The 17,011-nt window shown below is 67.7% G+C and carries 20 protein-coding genes; 2 read left to right on the top strand and 18 right to left on the bottom strand.

Annotation, left to right across the window (positions count from 1 at the left end; genetic code table 11):
• Window positions 1-112: 112 nt before the first annotated feature.
• Entirely contained in the window at window positions 113-478 is a 366-nt protein-coding gene (locus ACFPN9_RS07800; RefSeq protein WP_377816268.1) for a hypothetical protein, read from the bottom strand.
• An 87-nt stretch (window positions 479-565) separates the two neighbouring features.
• On the opposite strand from ACFPN9_RS07800, the gene ACFPN9_RS07795 reads away from it, so the two are divergent.
• Window positions 566-817 (top strand): helix-turn-helix domain-containing protein, encoded by a 252-nt coding sequence (locus ACFPN9_RS07795; RefSeq protein WP_377816266.1) that lies wholly within the window; start codon window positions 566-568, stop codon window positions 815-817.
• A gap of 49 nt (window positions 818-866) precedes the next feature.
• Window positions 867-1,217, top strand: a complete 351-nt coding sequence (locus tag ACFPN9_RS07790; RefSeq protein ID WP_377816264.1) for a hypothetical protein — start codon at window positions 867-869, stop codon at window positions 1,215-1,217.
• 1 nt (window position 1,218) lies between these two features.
• On the opposite strand, the gene ACFPN9_RS07785 is transcribed toward ACFPN9_RS07790, so the two are convergent.
• The 17 genes from ACFPN9_RS07785 to ACFPN9_RS07705 all read right to left on the bottom strand — a co-directional run bounded on the left by ACFPN9_RS07785 (window position 1,219) and on the right by ACFPN9_RS07705 (window position 16,824).
• Complete coding sequence (locus ACFPN9_RS07785) at window positions 1,219-3,474, bottom strand: phage tail tape measure protein (RefSeq protein ID WP_377816262.1); 2,256 nt, start codon at window positions 3,472-3,474, stop codon at window positions 1,219-1,221.
• A 74-nt stretch (window positions 3,475-3,548) separates the two neighbouring features.
• Entirely contained in the window at window positions 3,549-3,914 is a 366-nt protein-coding gene (locus ACFPN9_RS07780; protein ID WP_377816260.1) for a hypothetical protein, read from the bottom strand.
• On the bottom strand, window positions 3,914-4,303 hold the full coding sequence (locus ACFPN9_RS07775) for a phage tail tube protein (protein WP_305678937.1): 390 nt from the start codon (window positions 4,301-4,303) through the stop codon (window positions 3,914-3,916). Before ACFPN9_RS07775 ends, ACFPN9_RS07780 begins: the two co-directional genes overlap by 1 nt.
• Before the next feature lie 67 nt (window positions 4,304-4,370).
• On the bottom strand, window positions 4,371-5,885 hold the full coding sequence (locus ACFPN9_RS07770) for a hypothetical protein (RefSeq protein WP_377816257.1): 1,515 nt from the start codon (window positions 5,883-5,885) through the stop codon (window positions 4,371-4,373).
• A 42-nt stretch (window positions 5,886-5,927) separates the two neighbouring features.
• A complete protein-coding gene (locus tag ACFPN9_RS07765; RefSeq protein ID WP_377816255.1) occupies window positions 5,928-6,173 on the bottom strand; it encodes a DUF2635 domain-containing protein in 246 nt (81 codons plus the stop codon).
• Window positions 6,170-6,970 (bottom strand): hypothetical protein, encoded by an 801-nt coding sequence (locus ACFPN9_RS07760; protein WP_377816253.1) that lies wholly within the window; start codon window positions 6,968-6,970, stop codon window positions 6,170-6,172. The genes ACFPN9_RS07765 and ACFPN9_RS07760 overlap by 4 nt, the downstream gene beginning before the upstream one ends.
• Window positions 6,967-7,386 (bottom strand): hypothetical protein, encoded by a 420-nt coding sequence (locus ACFPN9_RS07755; RefSeq protein WP_377816251.1) that lies wholly within the window; start codon window positions 7,384-7,386, stop codon window positions 6,967-6,969. Before ACFPN9_RS07755 ends, ACFPN9_RS07760 begins: the two co-directional genes overlap by 4 nt.
• Window positions 7,387-7,396: 10 nt before the next feature.
• On the bottom strand, window positions 7,397-8,431 hold the full coding sequence (locus ACFPN9_RS07750; RefSeq protein ID WP_377816249.1) for a major capsid protein: 1,035 nt from the start codon (window positions 8,429-8,431) through the stop codon (window positions 7,397-7,399).
• Window positions 8,432-8,509: 78 nt separating this feature from the next.
• On the bottom strand, window positions 8,510-9,169 hold the full coding sequence (locus tag ACFPN9_RS07745; protein WP_377816247.1) for a head decoration protein: 660 nt from the start codon (window positions 9,167-9,169) through the stop codon (window positions 8,510-8,512).
• A gap of 66 nt (window positions 9,170-9,235) precedes the next feature.
• On the bottom strand, window positions 9,236-9,679 hold the full coding sequence (locus ACFPN9_RS07740) for a hypothetical protein (protein WP_377816245.1): 444 nt from the start codon (window positions 9,677-9,679) through the stop codon (window positions 9,236-9,238).
• Between the two features lie 27 nt (window positions 9,680-9,706).
• Window positions 9,707-10,600: a S49 family peptidase gene (locus ACFPN9_RS07735; protein WP_377816243.1), complete on the bottom strand. Its 894-nt coding sequence runs from the start codon at window positions 10,598-10,600 to the stop codon at window positions 9,707-9,709.
• A complete protein-coding gene (locus ACFPN9_RS07730) occupies window positions 10,597-12,186 on the bottom strand; it encodes a phage portal protein (protein WP_377816241.1) in 1,590 nt (529 codons plus the stop codon). The genes ACFPN9_RS07735 and ACFPN9_RS07730 overlap by 4 nt, the downstream gene beginning before the upstream one ends.
• On the bottom strand, window positions 12,186-12,398 hold the full coding sequence (locus ACFPN9_RS07725) for a hypothetical protein (RefSeq protein WP_377816239.1): 213 nt from the start codon (window positions 12,396-12,398) through the stop codon (window positions 12,186-12,188). The genes ACFPN9_RS07730 and ACFPN9_RS07725 overlap by 1 nt, the downstream gene beginning before the upstream one ends.
• A gap of 12 nt (window positions 12,399-12,410) precedes the next feature.
• Window positions 12,411-14,498 carry a terminase gpA endonuclease subunit gene (locus ACFPN9_RS07720; RefSeq protein ID WP_377816237.1) on the bottom strand — a complete coding sequence of 696 codons (2,088 nt, stop codon included), beginning with the start codon at window positions 14,496-14,498 and terminating at the stop codon, window positions 12,411-12,413.
• Window positions 14,499-14,521: 23 nt separating this feature from the next.
• A complete protein-coding gene (locus tag ACFPN9_RS07715) occupies window positions 14,522-15,073 on the bottom strand; it encodes a hypothetical protein (RefSeq protein ID WP_377816235.1) in 552 nt (183 codons plus the stop codon).
• A 199-nt stretch (window positions 15,074-15,272) separates the two neighbouring features.
• Window positions 15,273-15,923, bottom strand: a complete 651-nt coding sequence (locus tag ACFPN9_RS07710) for a hypothetical protein (protein ID WP_377816233.1) — start codon at window positions 15,921-15,923, stop codon at window positions 15,273-15,275.
• Between the two features lie 76 nt (window positions 15,924-15,999).
• The gene (locus tag ACFPN9_RS07705) at window positions 16,000-16,824 is read right to left on the bottom strand and encodes a hypothetical protein (RefSeq protein ID WP_377816231.1); all 825 of its coding nucleotides are present in this window, start codon (window positions 16,822-16,824) and stop codon (window positions 16,000-16,002) included.
• Window positions 16,825-17,011 lie beyond the last annotated feature (187 nt).

The following is a 17,011-nucleotide window of genomic DNA, read 5'->3' as shown; positions in this document are numbered from 1 at the left end:
CCGGCCCTGGCAGGCCCGGAGAACGCGACGGGTTCGCTTTCGCGAGACCGGAGCCGTCGAAGCTCGGAAATCTCGCGCTCATCATCGCCCTGCCAGGGCGAAGCTCTTGTGGTCAGGCCGCGGCCCGCGGCCATGCGGCCAGCGAGGCGAGGATCCTCTCAAGCTCCGGAGGATCCTCGATCTCGGAAACGGCACGCCGCAGCAGCAGCTCGGCGCGGAAAATGCGCTCCCAGTGGTCCGTCGACTCGGCCGCGGCAATGGTCGCCATCGCCTCTTCGCAGAGCAAATGCATCTGGTCGCACAGCCGGTCGATCACTTCGCCGGCGGGGTTGAGCACCATCTCGCCGTTGAACCGAGGCTGGCCGAGCAACGCCGTTGCCACGTCGATCAATGACGACAGGCCTTCGTGAAGCGCCAGCGCTTCACGGAGCGTGAGCTTGCTAACGTCAGCGATATCGAACTTGCGGTCGATGGGCATCGGATTTCCCTTGGCAAGATGTGATGCTTTTGGCATCATATCTGAGCCATATGGTTCGTCAATACCTTTAGCATCGGTTTTAATGCCATGAGCATCAGCACTCGATCCCAAATGCGCGCCGCTCGTGCATTGCTCGGATGGAGCCAACTGGACCTAGCTTCACGAGCCGGCGTCTCACTGCCGACGATCAAGAGGCTGGAACCTGGCGACGAGGTGCTGACGGGTAGCCACCAGACGATCGAAGCCATCCGTCGCGCTCTCGAAGACGCCGGCGTGATCTTCGTGGCCGAAAACGGCGAAGGACCGGGCGTTCGACTGCGGAAGGCCCGGCCGGAATAGACAGCCCCATCCGGCCCGCTATTCTGAGCGCTCAACCGGAGCGCGAAAGATGAAGACCCTTCGCAACTGCCTAATCGCCGCCGCCTGCGCCGTATCGGCACCCGCCTTTGCCCAGTCACTGAGCCAGCAGCAGCAAAACGCGACCAACCACTTCGCGCAGGTGATGGTCATCGCCAACAACTGCCCGGACTACAAGGCGAACGAGCTGATGATCGGCTTCATGATTCAGCACTTCAAGATCGACTTCGACGAGGCCAAGACGAAGGCCCTTTTGCGCACCCGCTATGCCGAGCATGAGAAGGGCTTCAAGCTTGCCGGCGGGAAGGTCGGCTGTCTGCTGGGTTGGAGCCTTTATGGACCCGGAGGCCAGAACGTGCCCGGCCTCCTCGCCGAGAAGTAGTCTAGGGCGCCATCCCCCCTCCGCCGCCGCTGCGCGTTTCCTTGCCCGGCAGCGAGATGCCGCGGGTGTCGGTGGTCGTCGTCTTCGTGACCTGCGAGACCAGCCGCGCGAACCAGCCGGGCTCGGCCTCGACCTTGACCCGGATGTCCGAGGTCGTGCTGATGTCCGCCTTGGCGGTGATGTTGGCGCTTTCAAGCGCCTTCTGCATCGACTCGGCCTGGCCCGGCACTTTCTGCGGGTCGACCCCCGGCACGACGGCAGCTTTCTCGCTCAGGTTCTTCGCGGCCTCGGCGAGCTGCCCATAGAGGCTCTCGATCTGAGCCTGGGTCGGCATCTGCCCGCTCCGCGCCAGAAGCTCCTGAGCCGCCCGCACCATCTGCGTGCGCGCCTCGTCGGCCTGGCGGCCCAATGTCGGGTCATAGGTCTTCGGCAGCGGCGTGCCGTCATCCATGCTCGGCGCGTCCCGACGCGCCAGCACTCGCGCACGCTCACTGCGCACATAGGCGTCATAGGCGGCGCGAAACGCCGTGCCCGCCTCGCCCTGGCCTGCCAGCAGATCATCGATCTTGATACTCGACTCCGCGTCGCGCCGGCGCTGCGTCTCGCGGTTGGCAGCATCCATCGCTCCATAGAGCGGGCCGCTACGGCCCTCCTTCTTATAGCTGTCGGCGAACGCTGCCTCATCGGCCCGGAAGCGCGTGAAGTCAGGCCGCTCATTCCGCCGATCGGCAGCGTCGCGCGCCTCGCGCAGTTTCTGCTCTTGACGGTTGATGCCGTCCAGCTCCTGTCGCTCGGCCTTCGTCAGCTTAGATTTGTTGCGAAGGATTGCGGCGCGATTCGGCGAAAAGCGCGAGGTGCCGACCCCGAAGCCACCATCGCGCATGCTGTAAAGCTCAGAGCCACGGTCCCGGGCATCCTTGAGCATCTTCTTGACACGCTCGGCATTGCGGACCGATTGCTCTGCCGGGGTCAGCTGCTCAGGCGCGCCGATGCCGGCCGCCAATTCCTTGTCCGACTTCTTGGGCTCAAGCGCGCCGCTGACGGCGTTCATCGCCGCAGTCGCGACATTGGCGAGGCCCTGGAATGCGGGGGTCAGCCGCTCGCCGACGGCGGTGGTCAAACGATCGGACGAGATCTTCATCCGGTCCATCGTTGCCTGACTGGTGGACAGGACACGATTCAGGTCGCCCGCCACGGCGCCGGCCGAGGTGGCGCTGATCGTCTGCTTCATCTTGTCGAATTCGCCACGGAACATCATGAGCGCGCGGACACCGCGCGCGAACTCCATGTCTCCGATCAGCTGAGGCAGTTTTCCGAGATCCCCCTTGGTTGCGAGCTGCGTCGCTTCCATGAAGACCGAGACCATGTCCTGACCTGTGGCCTTGCCCTTCTTGAACATGCCTTCGAGATCGACGCCGAGCTTCTTGTACTTCTTCGCCGTCTCCTCGGACGACATCTTCTGCAGGATGTTGTTCATCGAGCCGGCCGCCTCTTCGGCGGTGCCCGATCCTTTGCGGAGGACCTGGAGCATGGCGACGAGCTCGGTCAGGCCCTTCTTACCTTCCATGCCGATCGCCGCCGCCGCCGGAGCGAGCGAGGGCAGATAGCGCGCCATATCCTTCAGCTCGAACTGGCCGAGTTTGCCGCCCGTCGCCATGATGTCGAACGCGGACTGCATATCCGCCCCTGCAATCTTGAACGCGGAGCCGACCGCGTCCGCGCTTCTGGCGATATCGGCAGTCGTCGCGCCGCTCGCCTGCGCCGTGCGAGCCACCGAAGGCAGGAAAGCCATCGCCTCCGGTAGGGACCGACCAGCAGCGACCAGCGATTCGAGGCCTTCCCTCACCTTGTCGACGGGCTGGGCGGTTTCGAAGGCCAGCTTCTGCAACTCCGACCACGACGCTTTCTGCACTTCAGCCGAGGCATCGGCCGTGACGGCGATGCGCGTCATCGCGCGTTCGTTCTGGGCGAACTCGCGATTGGCGGAATTGACGAAACGAGCTGCTCCGTAGACGCCCATCACCGCCGCCAGCGGACCGGCCGCTCTCGCCGCCACGGCACCCATGCGCTCCGTAATGACAGCCGTCCGCGACATCGCCTGCTGGGTCACCTGCTGGCGGCGCGCCCCGGCCCCGTTGGCATCGAGCCGATCGGCAGCCCGATTGAGCCTGTCGAAGTTCCGCGCGACCATGGCCAGAACGGCCGAAGCGCGGTCCTCGGCCGTCAGGACGGCACGGGCTTCGTTCACGATCGCCATGGATCAGGCTCCGTAGCCCTGGCCGGCGCGCCAGGCCAGCCACCGGATATGCAGCCGCATCAGATCGGTCACGCTCAGTCGATCCGGGTCTGTGCGGAGGAAGGCTCCGAAGCGGAGGTCGTCGGAGGCGCGCTCCTGGGCTTCTCGACCTCCGCCGTGCCGAAAAAACCGAGCAGGGTAACCTTGGCGCGTTCGGCCTCGGCCGGGGAGAGCTGGTCGATCAGGCCGAGCTTGATCTCGTCCTTGAGCAGGCGGCGGAGCCAGGAATCCACGGCATCCCAGTCGATGCCGTAGCTGGCGGAGCCGTCCTTGAGGTAGCGCGCCGTCTCGATTTCCGGAAGCGCCCGCATGTCGCGCAGCGTCGGGTCGCGGAAATCGATCGAGGTGACGAACGTCCCCGCCGGCCACTCGCGCTGCTTGTCCAGCGCCAGCGTCCACATCAGACGGCCCTCTTGCGGTAGTTCGGCTTGGTGCACTGGACCTCAAGGCCGGTTGCCTTGCCGTCCTTGAAGCTGTCGGACTGCTCGCCGACGATCGCAGCCTGCGTCATGTAGTGGACGAGGCCGGCGTGTTCCTCCTCCCAGGTCATGTCGAAGCGGGCCCGGGCGAGCTGATCCCAGTCGATCTCGCCGCGGTCGAAATCGCACATGGCGACGACGGGAGAAGGCTCGAAGGAGCGGTTATGCGCCTGGTGGTCGACCGAGACCTCCCCGCCGATCTTGTAGCCGGACGGCTTGAGCTTGATCTCGCCCATGGCCTGCAGCGTGCGGCCGGCGAGCGGGCCGGAGCGCACGGTGATGATGACGACGCCATAGTCCTTGCCGGCCATGGTGGAACACTCCCGATGTCAGAGGATGGTGGCGCCCGCAGCCGGGCGCCGAAGGTCGTGGCCGCGATCAGGTCTGGGCGCCGGGGGCGAGCTCGCCGACGATGCTCTTGGTCGCAAGGATGTAGAGCGGGTTGGCGCGGAAGATCTTCTGCTCGACATTCAGCCGCACCGGGTCGCCCGACAGCTCGACCTTGAGGGCCTGCTCGTAGCTCGGGATGTCCTGGACGATCTTTCCGCGCCGGTTTACCTCGGTATAGGCCGAGACGAAGGTCTTTCGGGCATCCTTGGGTCGGGTCTGGCCGTCGGCGAAGTCCTCCTGGTCGCCGACCAGGCTGTCGTTCTGGTGGGCATTCCAGACATAGTGGCGCTGGTACTGCACGACCCAGGCATCGATGCAGGGGCCGTTGATGTCGAGATAGGAGATGTCCTCGAGGCCGGTCGAGGAGCGGCGTTGGAAGGTGGTGATGACGCGCTCCATCTGGACCGCGCCTTCTGCAGGAACCTGCGGCGAGATACCGTCGAAATAGAGCAGGTTGCGCTGCTCGTCGGAGAAAACGTCGTCCTCCTCCCACGGGCCGGTCAGATGCGTCATCGTGCGCCCGGTCAGACCCCGCGCGAAGATCTGGACCTCGGTGATCGAGCGACCGAAGTCGAAGACATGGGCCAGTTCGGCGCCGAAGCAGGCGGCGATGATCGGCTCCGGCTCGGACGAATTGCGCAGGCCGGCGAGCACACGCTTGCGATCGTTCATCGCGTCGCCCAGCGCGGCCAGCGTGCCCTGCGAGCCGACGACGGCGCCCACCGCCCAGCCATAGCGCATGGCGAAGGGGCCCCACTGGGCCTCCAGCCATGCGTCGATCGCCGCCAGCGAGGTGGCGTCGCGATAGGCCGAGATCACCCAGGCATAGTAGCCCGTGCCGACGCCGGCGAGCGCTGCCGCCAGATCGGGCGCGCCGGAGCCGGCCGTGAAGACGTTGGTGATGTGGCTGCCCAGCGGGGAGACCTCGCCGCGGCTCTTGAACGAGATCCACTTGGTCGCGTTCAGCATGGTGCCGCCGTTGCGGGCGGTGACCGTGACCACGCCGAGCGCCGAGGTGGCCGAGACGATGTCGACGAGGGACTTCGAGTCCCCCGCCAGCGTCACGCGGCTGTTGATCGCGGCGGCGATCTTGGCCGCGACAGTGGTGACCGTGTCGCCGGCGACGACGGTGATCTGGCGCCGGCGGGCGTTGCCCAGCACCCAGAACGGCCAGGTGCCGACCGGCGGCACGGTGTTGACCGTGTAGACGTCGGTGGCCTTGGTGGCCGACTCCGGCAGCGGCAGGACGCGATAGTCGAGGAAGGGCCGGGTCAGCTTCGCATAGTTCAGCATCGTGCCGAGCAGCGAGCCGGCACCATAGGCGGCCTCGATATCATCACTCGGGCGCTGCGACACACCGGTCGTGACGGTCGAGCCGGCGGCGACAGGCCCGACGATCAGGACCTGCATCGACTGCGAGAAGGGCGGCGTCCCGAGCGCGAACTCGTTCCGGTAGCCCGGCAGCCGCAGCGAGCCGGGGATCTGGTCGAAGAAAATGGTCATGGGTCAGGCCTCTGCGGTTGAGGGGCGATCGGGAGCGGGCGGTCAGCCCTTCTTCTTGCCGTCGGCGGTCGGCAGCGCCGGCAGCTCGACGGCAGTCTCGACCGCCGGCTCGGCCTCCGGCTCATGCGCTGCGAGCGTCACGTCGCCATCTCGCTCGAGGCGCAGCCAGTAAGCCGAGCGGGGCACGCCGCGCAGGATGTGGGTCTCCGGCAGGAGGGAGCCCTCCTGGTCGCGGACGCGGCGGCCGGCTTGAGGGCGGACATCGACGAGAGTGGCGGTGGGGCTCATGGAAGCGGGTCCTCCGGATCGAGCGTGATGGTGAAATCGGGGTCGGATGGCGCAGGGGCCGTCGGCGCGACCGCGGCGGTTCCCTGGACGGTGGCGGTGACGCCGAAATCGGGCAGGGATCCCTGGCCGGAGCGGGCCAGCACATTGGCGGCGAGCTTGTCGCGCGTGGCCTGCATGTGCCCGAGGGCGACAAGGGCCCGCGCGCGCACCGGCGAGGCGAGGGGAAGGCTATCCCGCACGAGCCCGAGCGCTTTCTCGCCGTCGCTTAGCGGCTCGACGAAATAGGAATTCGCCAGCACGGCGAGTTTCTCGCCGGTTTCGGAGGCCGGATAGGGTTCGGCGTCGAGTTTAGTGACGCGCTTGGTCACCTTCCGAAACAGCGGGTCGGCCAGGAGCGTGGCCCAGGCCTGCTCCTGCAGGACCGCCAGCATGTCGGCCAGTTCCTGATCGAGCAGGTCGGCCGCCTCGGCGTCGAACTCCTCGCCCGTCTCGGTCTCGAAAGTCTGCCGCGACGTGACCTGGGCAGACAGCACCAACCGCGCGACGGCATCGAAACCGCGGTTTGCGGCGCCGGCGCCATCCTGGGCCGAGAAGGCATTGCCCTCGACCGCCTCGACCGCAAAGACGATCAGCGGCGTGCGCTCGCCGCCCCTGCCGTCGAGGAGATCGAAACGCGAGTCGAAGACGCGTTCCCGGGCGAGCGTCGGCCAGGTCGCCTCGGCAAGGTCCGCGGGCGCGACATAGGGCGCCAGCGCAGCGGTTACGGCCAGGCGGACGGCCATGACGGCGAGGCTCATTCGACAGGCTTTCGCGAGAGGTCCTGCAGATCGAGCCGGACATGCCCTGTCGCGTCGCCGCCCGGCGGGTTGGACACCCGGTACCGACGCGGGGCCGCCGGAGCCTCGACGACCTCCTCGACGATGTCATGCTGCCGGATGACGCCTCCGGTCGGGTTTTCCCAGACCGTCAGCGCCTGGTCCTCGCCGAGAATGCCGGGCGAACGGCCGGTCTCGAAGGCGTTGAGCTCGGCGACGCGTCCATCGACCTTGTCCGGGGCGAAGAGATGCCCCTTCACCTCGAAGGCTTGGCGGCTCGTGTCCGGGACCGGGCGCTCCTGCCCGATCTTCACCCGCGGCAAGATCCGCCACGGGACAGCATAGGCGCGCGTGACGGCGGCGCGGGAGCGCGACACCGCGTCCTGAAAAGCCGTCACGCGCGTGCGCTCAGTTGGAGCTGATGATCTCGACCAGCGCCTCGGGGCGCTTGACGATCGGCAGCGGGTTGGACTGGCTCTTCATCTCGACGCCTTCGCCGTGGTCGAGCACCTTCTCCGAGATGAAGATCTCCATGCCCGGCTCGTTCACCGCATCGATGTGGTGCGGCGGCGCATCGAAGGTCGTGAACATCTCGGTCGTGCCGGCCGGGTAGGCGACGCCCAACGTCGGCGCCATCAGCGACTCGTTGGTCAGGACGTCGTTCACCTTGACCGGCACCTGGCCGACCGACTCGCGCAGCAGCACCGTGCCGGTGTCGATGATGCGGCCGAAGTCCTGGCCGAGACGGTGCCGCTCGAGCTTGACCAGCTCCTGCGCCGAGGGGGTGTTGAGCCAGTACTTCTCGAACTTCGGATGCTTCAGCAGCCGGTTCAGCAGCGTCGAGCCGATGACGACTTCGACACGGCTGACCGTATCGCCCTGAACACCCTTCAGCACCGAGGTCCGGATCTCCTCGAGCTTGTCGAAGATCTCGGTACCGGCCGTGCCGAGCGCCAGGTCGACGGTGACCTTGGTAATGCCGAAGAAGGTGTAGAGGTTCACGATGGTGTTGCCGTCACCGTCCTTCACCAGGCCCTTCAGCGCCGCGAACTTCAGGTACTCGCGGGTGACGGCGTGATGCCGACGCAGCTTCATCAGCTTTTTCGCGGTCGCCATCTCGACCGTCATCGGCACGGCGCGCCCATCCACGATCGCCGCCTTGTTCTGCAGGTCGGCCGGGCCAAGGTTGTCGGCGATCGGGAAGTGCGGCACCTCCAGGTAGAAGATGTTTTCCTTGTCCGAAGCCGGCTCCGCGCCACGCACGCCGCGGGGCTTTGCGGGCAGGACGCGGATCTGGTTGCCGACGCGGTGGATGCCGACGACCGTGGTCGAGATCGGCTCGCTCGGGAAGAGGTTGAGCGCGTTCAGCATCCCGTAGTCGGACGGGATGAGGTTGACCTGATTGGTCAGGGTGACGGAATCGAACGGGAAGACGAATTCCATGACGGGACTCCAGGAGTGAGAGCCCGCACATGGCGGGCGAGTTGACGGGGCGTCGGATGGAGGCGCGCGGCGTGCCGGTCAGGTGCCGCGAGCGAGGATCATGCGCGAGGGCGCGCCGAGCGATGCGATCGCCGCGGCGCGGTTCGGCGCCGAGATGCCGGACTTGAAGGTCAGCTCCTCGAGGACGACGATCGCGCCCCATTTCACGCCGAGCGCGACGACGTCCGCACTGGTGGCATCGGCCGCCTCGCCGAGCACGCCGGCGGCGACCTGGGAGCCGTCGACCGCCGCGGGATCATGCGGCTTCCACTTCAGGCTGCCCGGCGCGACGGTCACGTCGAAGCCGTCGCCGGCGACCATCGGCGTGCCGCCGGCCGTCATGGTGAAGCCGATATCGTCGGCAAAGGCCGTGCCGGTAGCACCGTCGCCGATGACGTCGCCGTTGGGCTTCTCGACCCGGAAGGTCGTCGCCGTCAGCATGCGCACGGTGTAGATGCCGCTCACCGCGCCATCGAGCACGGTGACGGCCGACATGGTGGCGTTGCCGGTGTTGGCGCCCGAGGCCTTTACGGCGGAGGTAGCGGAACCGAGCGTGGCCTGCCCCATGACGGTGCCGACCTCGAGGATGCCGGATCCGGAGGCGACGGTGAAGGCGTCGAGTGAGAAGTTCGAGTCGTTCACATGCTTGACGACATCGGAGAAGGTCTTCGCCCGCTCCTGGCTGGTGGGGGTGAACATGAGATCTCTCCTGGAGAGGGCTGAAGGAAAGGCGGCGATGAGGGCGGCCGGATCAGGCCTGGGGCGTCAGGCCTTGGGACCGAGCGCCTTGACGGCGGCGGCGAGGCGGGCCGAGGCATCGGCCTTGTCGGTGGCACCGGCCTGCGGCGCGATGGCCGGGGCCGGAACCGTGGCGCCCGTGAGGGTGCGGGCGGGAGCGGCGTCGGCCTTCGGCGCGGCGGTCAGCAGGCCGGCGGCGGCCTCCGGCGCGAGATCGGTGCCGAAGGCGAGCTGATGGGCGAGTGCGGTGCGCCCCTGGGCTTCGGCATGGCCGACGATCGCCTGGATGCGGGCGCGCTCTTCGGCCCGGGCCTCGGCGCGGACGGCCGTCACGTCGACGGTCGGCGTCGTCGCCACGGGGGCGGAAGCGACAGGAGCGGCAGCGGCGGCGGGCGGCGGCGCGGTCTCGGTGATGGCGGCAGGGGCGGTCGTGGCCGCGGCTTCGCGAGCCATGGTGGCGAGGTTCGACATGGTGCTGTGCTCCAAGGTTGAAGCCGCTCAGAGGCGGCTGATTTCCGCGCGGAAGGCGGCAAAGGCCTCGTGCGGATCGCCGACTGCGTCGGCCAGCCCGAGGGTGATGGCCTCTCGGCCGGAGTAGACCTGCGCTTCGGTGGCGAGCGCGGCCTGCGCGGTCAGGGCCTTGCCCCGGCCGCTGCCGACGACTTCGGCAAAGCGAGTACGGACCTGGTCGAGCTCGGCGCGGATCCGATCGACCACCTCGACCGACAAGGGCTCGAAGGGGTTGCCTTCCGTCTTGTGCGCGCCCGACTGGATCATGGTGACCTTGACGCCGGCCTCGGTCAGGGCGGCCGAGAAGTCGACATGCATCACGACGGCGCCGATCGAGCCGGCATAGCCGAACTCCGGCATCACGATGCGCCGCGCCTGGCTGGCGAGCAGATAGGCGGCCGAGCACGCGTTAGAGGTGAGGATCGCCATCGTCGGCTTCTCGGCCGAGAGGCGCGCCATCGCGGCGGCGGTCTCGAAGACGCCGGCAACCTGGCCGCCGGGCGAATCGACCTCGAAGACTGCGGCCCGGACCGAGGACTCTCGGCGCGCCCGTTCGATCTGGGTGCGCAGTCCCTCATAGGAGGTCTCCCCGCAATCCATGCCGATCCACGAGCCCTTGTTGACCAGCGTGCCTTCGACCTCGATCACGGCAACGCCGTCGATCACGGGAAAGGCCGAGCGGCCGGCCGATGCGAGGCCACGATCGAGCCGCTGCGGCAGGACGCCGGCGTGAGGATCGGGGGCATGCGCCGATGCGACGTGAACAGGCGCGCCAAAGACACGTGGGCCAAGCGCGCGCAGCATGACGTCGGCGCGCGCGCCGTCGATCGCCAACGGCGTGTTGACGAGTTCGGCCGCGATGCGCGGCAGCAGCAGTGTCATGGTGCGGTCGTCTCCTCGGCCGGGTCGGCCTGGGCGGAGCGTGCGGCGATACGGCTGATCACGGTGGCCCGGGTGAGACCGCGCGCCGTGATCTCGGCCTCCTCGCGCTCGATCTGGTCGAGGACCTCCTCATAATCGAGGCCCTGTTCGGCGCACTCCATCTCGAGCGTCGAGACCATCGTCTCCATGCGCAGCGAGGCGGACTCGGCTTCCTTAACCGGATCGACCCAGCCGCGGCCGGGTCCGATCCAGCGACCGGACATCCAGCCCGCAGGCTCGTCCCAGAGCGGGCGGCAACCGGACGGCATGCGGATGTAGCCCTTGTCGATCGCTTCCTCGACGACGCACAGCGCCATCGGGATCGGCCCCTGCTCGACGAAGGACGCGACCTTCCGGCGAACCATGCGCCAGGTCTCGTTCAGCACGGTGCGCGAGCTGGAATAGTTCAGCTTCGCGAAGTTCATCAGGACCTGCTGGCGCGACATGCCCATGCGTGCCGCGATCTGGTCGTTGAAGATGTCGTCGAACTCGCCCATGCCGGCGCGCTCGCGGCCTTGGCCGGCCATCGAGATCTCGTCGCCGACCGGCAGGATCGGCACGCGGACGCCTCCGATCTTGACCGGCGCGGCTTCATAGAAGTCGAGCCGCTTGTCCGCATAGGAGTTCGTGGCGTTGTTGAACGCCTCGGGCTCCATCGACGCCGCAACCTCGGCAAAGGGCATGTTGGACTTGATGTAGGTCGCGTACATCGCGTTGACCGCGGCGGCGGCCAGCTCGAGCTCGGAGAGCGTGCCCTTCATCCGCAGGATCGGCATCAGCGCGGCGAAGGGCGAGATCGGCCGGTTCTGGTCTTCGCGCTCTGGCTCGAAGACGTGGCAGAAGACGGGGCGGCCCCAGGCCGTCTCACGCGGCACGCGCTCCCAGTTCACGCCGCTGCCGAAACCGTCGCCCGGATGGCGGTTGCGGATGTGGTAGGCGACAGGCGCGCCATAGCCGTCGATCTCGACGCCACCGCGCAGCGTGTCCGAATCGGACTTCCAGGTTGGATTGCCGAGCCGCTCGGGATCGACAGCGAGGAAGGCGGTCTCGTATGGCCCCTGGCCTTCGCGCCAGGTGGCGACGACACAGGCCTCGTCCAGCTTCACGAAGCTGCGCGCCATCAGTCGATACAGGCCGTTGGCGCTGACCTTGCGCTGCGCATCCCAGCGCTTGCGCGGATCGTTTGCATGGCGGGCGAGCTCGCGCTCGATCTGCTTGCCGAGATCGAGAGCCTGTTCGCGCGTGATGCCGAGCGCCGAGGCGCTGGGCTTCGAGGAGAAGCGCAGGCCGGCGCCGACGATCATGTCGACCAGACGCGTGATCGCCGCGATCGCGATCGGGTTGTTGCGTGCGAGGTCCTCGGCGCGGTTGGCGATCAGGCGCCGCTCGCGCAGCACCGCCTTGTCCGCCGACAGGCCGGGCGGGTTCCAATTCGACAGCGCCTGCGAACGGGTCTCCGCGCCGCGGTGCATCGGCTGGGCGGAGGCGGCGGCCGAGCCGAACAGAGGCGTAACCCCGTCTGCCGCGACCAAAGCGGGGCGGTGCATCAGAACACGAAGCCGATCGCGCCGCGCCGAGGGCGACCTTCGGTCTTGGCCTTCAGGTCCTCGATCCGCGCATCGAGCCGCTTCATGTCGGGGGCAACGAAGTCGGTCTTGTGGCTCGTCGGCGTGACGGTGACGGACGAGGCCCGTTCGCCGAGCAGGACGCGGTCCCGCTCCGCCTCCAGATTGGCGAGGATCTCTTCATCAGTCGGCACGGGGCGGCTCCATCAGTCCTGGTTGTTGAGGGCGGCAAGCCGCGCGAACATGGTGTTGGGCTTCAGCGCCGGCTTGGCCTGCCCGGCCGGCAGCGCATCGAATAGGTCGGTCATGCCCTCTGGCGGCGCGAGGCGCTCGCGCCACTTGGCCCAGCCGGCCGGGCCCATCGTGTCGACGCCCAATGAGAAGGCGAGCGCCCGGCAGCCGACGGCGATGTCGAGAGCCTCGTTGGCCCAGCCGGCACGCTTGACCCAGATGCGGTTGTCGCCGGGCTTCTCATGCAGCTTGCGCCGGGCGTTGCCCTTGGCTTCCTGCGACGGGTCGATGCAGACCTCGGCGGTCAATTCGCGGCAATAGGCCTCGTCGACCAGGTCCCGCGGCAGCCGCAATGTGCCGGGCAGATAAGCCCCGCTTTCGAGGGGGCCGGCCACGAACTGGCGCAGGCCGCGATAGACCGTGTGCTTCAGGTCGAAGACGCCGGTCGGATAGACCAGGGCCTTCGAGAGCGTGCGCCCGAACTTGTCCTTGATCGCAAGCCGTTTCGGGGTGCCCAGGATCGGCGCGGTTTTCTTCTCGGCGCCCTCCATCGCCCAGAGACGATGGCCGCGGCCGGAGGCGACGGCGCGCACCCAGTTCGACCAGTTAGACGAGTCGATACCCCAACGGGCGACCTCGACGACGCCGCCGGTGTTGGCCGGCCAGCTGCGCGAGAGCAGCTCGTCGATGCCAGCCACTGCCTCCGGTGTTTCCGGTGCGTGGGGGATGACGCCACGCGCCATCAGCACGCCCTGTGTCATCGGCCCATAAGCCCAGATGGCCCAGACGAGGCGATCGCCCTGGCAGTCGATGAAGCCGACCCAGACCGGGTGCTCGATCGTGGCGAGGCCGGAGGTGATGTCCTCCAGCGCGCCGTGCAGCCGCTCGTATTCGACTTCGGCAGCACCATCCTCCCAAGCCTCGCCCAGCGTCTGCTGCGTCCAGGTCTTGAGCGTGACGGGCGAGGCCTTGGCCTCCTCCCAGGTCAGCCAGAGCGACTGCCAGGTTTCCGCCGGCGAATAGGCCGTCCAGAGCGCCCAGCTCGGCTCGTATTCGCGGCAGCGCCCTTCGAGCGGCGGGCAGCGGTAGCGATCCATGTCGCCGTCCGGGATGACGTCCGGCACCGCGACAGGCGCGGCCTCCGGATCATCGACGGGCAAGGGCCGTGTCGAGATCCACTCGGCTCGGCTCAGCATCTCGTCCTTGTGGTGCTCCTCCATGATGCAGCCGCAGGACAGGCAGCTGAAGCTCGCCATGAAGGCGGTGCTTTCGGAGGGCGGCTGCAGCGCAGCCAGCGTCAGCACCTGGAAGGTGCCGCAATGCGGACATGGCACGTACCGCCGGCGCCGGTCGCCCGCGTCATAGGACGCGCTGATCCGGCAGGTCGCGCGATGGCCCGGCGTGCTCGAGAGCAGGCGCTTCAGGTTGCCGGTATAGGCCTTCTGCCGGGCATAGGCCTGCTGCAGCGGATCGCCACGGCCATCCGTGTCGAACGGATAGTTCGTGATCTCCTCGGCAATCAGGTAACGGATCGAGATCATCTGCAGGCCCTTCGACGAGGAGGCCGTGACGATCTGATTGAATCCGCCGGAGAAGCGCTTGAACGTCGTCGTCGAAGCGGCCTCGTCGCGGCTGTTCTCGGCCTTGATCCGCAGCCGGAGCCGGGGCGAGGCGTCGATCGTCGGCTGCAGCTTGACGCGGTTGTACTTGATCGCCTCGTCGAGCGAGGGGAGCATCGTCAGCACCGGGCCGGCCGCCCGATCGACGATGAAGGCGAACCAGTTGACGCCGATCTCGGTCTTGCCGAGCTGCGCCGCCCATTTCAGCGTGACGACCTTGGCCGGGTGGTCGGGATGCAGGCAGTCCATCGGCTCGCGCAGATGGGGCATCCGCGACGTCTTCCACTCGCCGGCCCAGGGCGAACCTGATTCCGCCGAGACCACGCGAAAGGCGTCGGCGTATTCGGAGACCGTCAGTTCCTTCTCGGGGCGGGCGGCCCTGACAAGCGCCGCATACAGGATCCGCCCGGCCCGCGAGCTGGCGGCTTCAGCCAGGTCCGACATCGGTCCTCATGCAGGCGCAGTCCTTACGCTGACGGTGTGTCGACCTCCGACGACGGCAGCACCCGGGTCAGGGCGCGGGTGAAGGCTTCCAGGGCGGATCGCTTCAGCGTCCGCAGACCCGGCCTGACATGGCGGGCCTCCGAGCGCGTGCGGCGGGCGATGTCCTCGGCGGCGTCACTCTCCGCTTCGTCGAGCGCCGCGCCGAAGGCCTTGATGGCGGCTTCCGCCGCGGCGGCCAGGTCGGCCACATAGATGATCTCGCCACGCTCCCGGGCGCGCTTCTCTTCCTCGCGCTCGAGCTCGATCTCCGCGATGCGGACGCCGATCTCGCCCTTGCGCTCTTTGGTCGAAGCGACCTTGACGTCGCCCTTGAAGGGCTCGGCAGATCCGCGCTCGACCCGGATGTTGACCTTCCGGTGCTCGAGCAGGGCGTTGACGTCAATCAGGGTCTCGCGGCCCTCGCGCCTGGGAGCGAAGTCCGAGGCGTAGCGCTTGATGTAGCGCGACAGCGTCGAGCGATCGACGCGCTGGCCTTCCGAGGCCGAGACGATCTCCGCCGCTTTTGACACGGACATGAAGCGTGCATCGCCGCTCATATCCGTGACGATCCGTGCACCGCGTCACGCAACCGGGCCACTAGAGAAATCCCGCGGGCATTCTTACCCGCAGGGTGTGGCGCCCCTGGGAAGGACCCGTGAAACATTTTCGTGAAACATTTCGACCGCGCGACCCCGCGCGAGCCGCGCCGGCCATCGTCGCGCCAGGCGGGCAGGCTCACAGCCGCCACGCGCGGCCTGTGCGGGCGGACCGGGCGCGGCTGGCTGCGAGATCGACGCCTTCGGTCACGACCCAGAGCTGATGCGCCAGTTCAGCCGGCAGCTCGGCGGCCACCTTGGCGAACTCGCCTTGCGCTCTGCTGTCGACGAAGGCCGATGGCACCATGACGCCGGCGACGGAGCGAAAGCCCTGCCGCCTGCCTTTGCCGACACCGTAGACGATCCGACCCCCGAGCGTGCCGCGCCGCTTGGCCGCGTTGCCCGGCTGGTTCGCTGGCTTTCCCTTTTTCGCCTGGAAAGCGATCGCCAATTTGTCCTGGCCTTCGACCCAGCCGCGCGGGATGTGGTCGACCTTGACGCCGCCGCTGTCCTGGACAGTGGCGAACTCGTTCAGGCGGATCGTGCCCCGTGCGATCACGGCATAGCTGGCGGCCGCGATCATGCGGCCTGCGATGTGCCGGCGCACCGCCTTGAGCGTGATGCGCAGGCGATCGCGAACGGCCCGGGTCATCAGTCCGCGGGCTTTTTCGCCCTTGCGGCTGACCGCGCGGCGGACGGCGACGGGGGCGCGCTTGCCGGCTGCGGCATAGAGGTTGCCGAGATGGCGGAAGTCCGAACCGTCGCAGCGCAGGAGGATCGGCTTCACCATCCCTGCGCCTCCAATGAAAACGCCGCCTCGGGAGTGACCCGGGCGGCGGACGGAATTTGACGCTTCGAGGGGTATGTCAAGCGAAGGTCGCAGTCAACGGCGCCCGAGCAGCATCTCCCCTCCCTTCCCAGGGTCGAGCCGGGCGGGCTGGAGGCAGCACGCGATGGCCCGCCAGCGCCGCGTTGGCGAGCGTTTCGGTCACGTGCGCCACGGCAGCATGCCATATCTCGTACTCCGCCCGGTCCGCTGCGGCGAAGGCCGGGTCGGGGTCGAGATAGGTTTTCTTGTAGGCGCCAGGCCACGGCCGCCGCGTGCGCTGATTGAAACCGTCCACCTCACGCTCGAACGTTGTCATGCCCTCGGTGACCGTCACCCGCCGAAACCATGCCGGGTTGCCGGTCGGGCCTGTAACGAACTTCGAGACCGGCGCCTGCGCCTCCCAGCATGGCGCGCTGCGCATGATCGCATGATGGCGCACCAGCTCGGCCGGGCGCTGGCGGAAGCGGGCAACGCCCTCGCGGCCGACGACGATGCGCGGCATCGCACGGGCGACCGCGTCACGCCGGTCCGCTTCGCTGAGATGCATGTCGGCGAGCGGATCCCAATCCTCCGGCAGGCCGATCTCCCAGCAGTCCAGCGCCGAGACGGCTTTATGAGCGACGAGCGCGTCAGGATGCGGAGGACCGCAGTCGATCGAGAGCGGCAATACGCCAAAGGCGTTGACCCGGCCGTCGCGAACCGTCTCGGCCATCAGCTCGCCCTGCCGCGAGACTGCGTCCCATCCGCCAGCCAGCGTGCCGCCCAGCGTCCCTGTCAGCGCCTGGCCGGTCCCGGCCTCCGCCTTAGGCAGTTCCTCGCGATAGGCCCACGACAGGAAGGCCTCAATTCCGATCGTCTTCATCCGTTCATTCCCCGATCTGGGAGGCTAGGGAGGGTAGCGAAGCGCAAAACCGCTTGCCTCCCAAAGCCACCGAACCTCTAACCCATTCTTCTCTTTGTTCTTTTTCTCTCGTTTGGGAGGATAGGGAGGCTAGGGAGGGTAAAGGGCTATGAGGCCACAAAAAACACACTTGCCCATCGCTGCGGCC

The sequence above is a fragment of the Allobosea massiliensis genome (assembly GCF_042655245.1).
Classification (GTDB): Bacteria; Pseudomonadota; Alphaproteobacteria; order Rhizobiales; family Beijerinckiaceae; genus Allobosea; species Allobosea massiliensis.
This window is presented reverse-complemented; position numbering and strand designations above follow the sequence as displayed.

What these genes read in the sequence shown, in the direction of transcription:
- ACFPN9_RS07715 (WP_377816235.1), bottom strand. Translation starts at nt 15,073, where the DNA reads ATGTCCGTGTCAAAAGCGGCGGAGATCGTCTCGGCCTCGGAAGGCCAG.
- ACFPN9_RS07765 (WP_377816255.1), bottom strand. Translation starts at nt 6,173, where the DNA reads ATGAGCCCCACCGCCACTCTCGTCGATGTCCGCCCTCAAGCCGGCCGC.
- ACFPN9_RS07800 (WP_377816268.1), bottom strand. Translation starts at nt 478, where the DNA reads ATGCCCATCGACCGCAAGTTCGATATCGCTGACGTTAGCAAGCTCACG.
- ACFPN9_RS07795 (WP_377816266.1), top strand. Translation starts at nt 566, where the DNA reads ATGAGCATCAGCACTCGATCCCAAATGCGCGCCGCTCGTGCATTGCTC.
- ACFPN9_RS07745 (WP_377816247.1), bottom strand. Translation starts at nt 9,169, where the DNA reads ATGTTCACCCCCACCAGCCAGGAGCGGGCGAAGACCTTCTCCGATGTC.
- ACFPN9_RS07790 (WP_377816264.1), top strand. Translation starts at nt 867, where the DNA reads ATGAAGACCCTTCGCAACTGCCTAATCGCCGCCGCCTGCGCCGTATCG.
- ACFPN9_RS07750 (WP_377816249.1), bottom strand. Translation starts at nt 8,431, where the DNA reads ATGGAATTCGTCTTCCCGTTCGATTCCGTCACCCTGACCAATCAGGTC.
- ACFPN9_RS07760 (WP_377816253.1), bottom strand. Translation starts at nt 6,970, where the DNA reads ATGAGCCTCGCCGTCATGGCCGTCCGCCTGGCCGTAACCGCTGCGCTG.
- ACFPN9_RS07770 (WP_377816257.1), bottom strand. Translation starts at nt 5,885, where the DNA reads ATGACCATTTTCTTCGACCAGATCCCCGGCTCGCTGCGGCTGCCGGGC.
- ACFPN9_RS07740 (WP_377816245.1), bottom strand. Translation starts at nt 9,679, where the DNA reads ATGTCGAACCTCGCCACCATGGCTCGCGAAGCCGCGGCCACGACCGCC.
- ACFPN9_RS07710 (WP_377816233.1), bottom strand. Translation starts at nt 15,923, where the DNA reads ATGGTGAAGCCGATCCTCCTGCGCTGCGACGGTTCGGACTTCCGCCAT.
- ACFPN9_RS07780 (WP_377816260.1), bottom strand. Translation starts at nt 3,914, where the DNA reads ATGTGGACGCTGGCGCTGGACAAGCAGCGCGAGTGGCCGGCGGGGACG.
- ACFPN9_RS07720 (WP_377816237.1), bottom strand. Translation starts at nt 14,498, where the DNA reads ATGTCGGACCTGGCTGAAGCCGCCAGCTCGCGGGCCGGGCGGATCCTG.
- ACFPN9_RS07735 (WP_377816243.1), bottom strand. Translation starts at nt 10,600, where the DNA reads ATGACACTGCTGCTGCCGCGCATCGCGGCCGAACTCGTCAACACGCCG.
- ACFPN9_RS07775 (WP_305678937.1), bottom strand. Translation starts at nt 4,303, where the DNA reads ATGGCCGGCAAGGACTATGGCGTCGTCATCATCACCGTGCGCTCCGGC.
- ACFPN9_RS07785 (WP_377816262.1), bottom strand. Translation starts at nt 3,474, where the DNA reads ATGGCGATCGTGAACGAAGCCCGTGCCGTCCTGACGGCCGAGGACCGC.
- ACFPN9_RS07730 (WP_377816241.1), bottom strand. Translation starts at nt 12,186, where the DNA reads ATGCACCGCCCCGCTTTGGTCGCGGCAGACGGGGTTACGCCTCTGTTC.
- ACFPN9_RS07705 (WP_377816231.1), bottom strand. Translation starts at nt 16,824, where the DNA reads ATGAAGACGATCGGAATTGAGGCCTTCCTGTCGTGGGCCTATCGCGAG.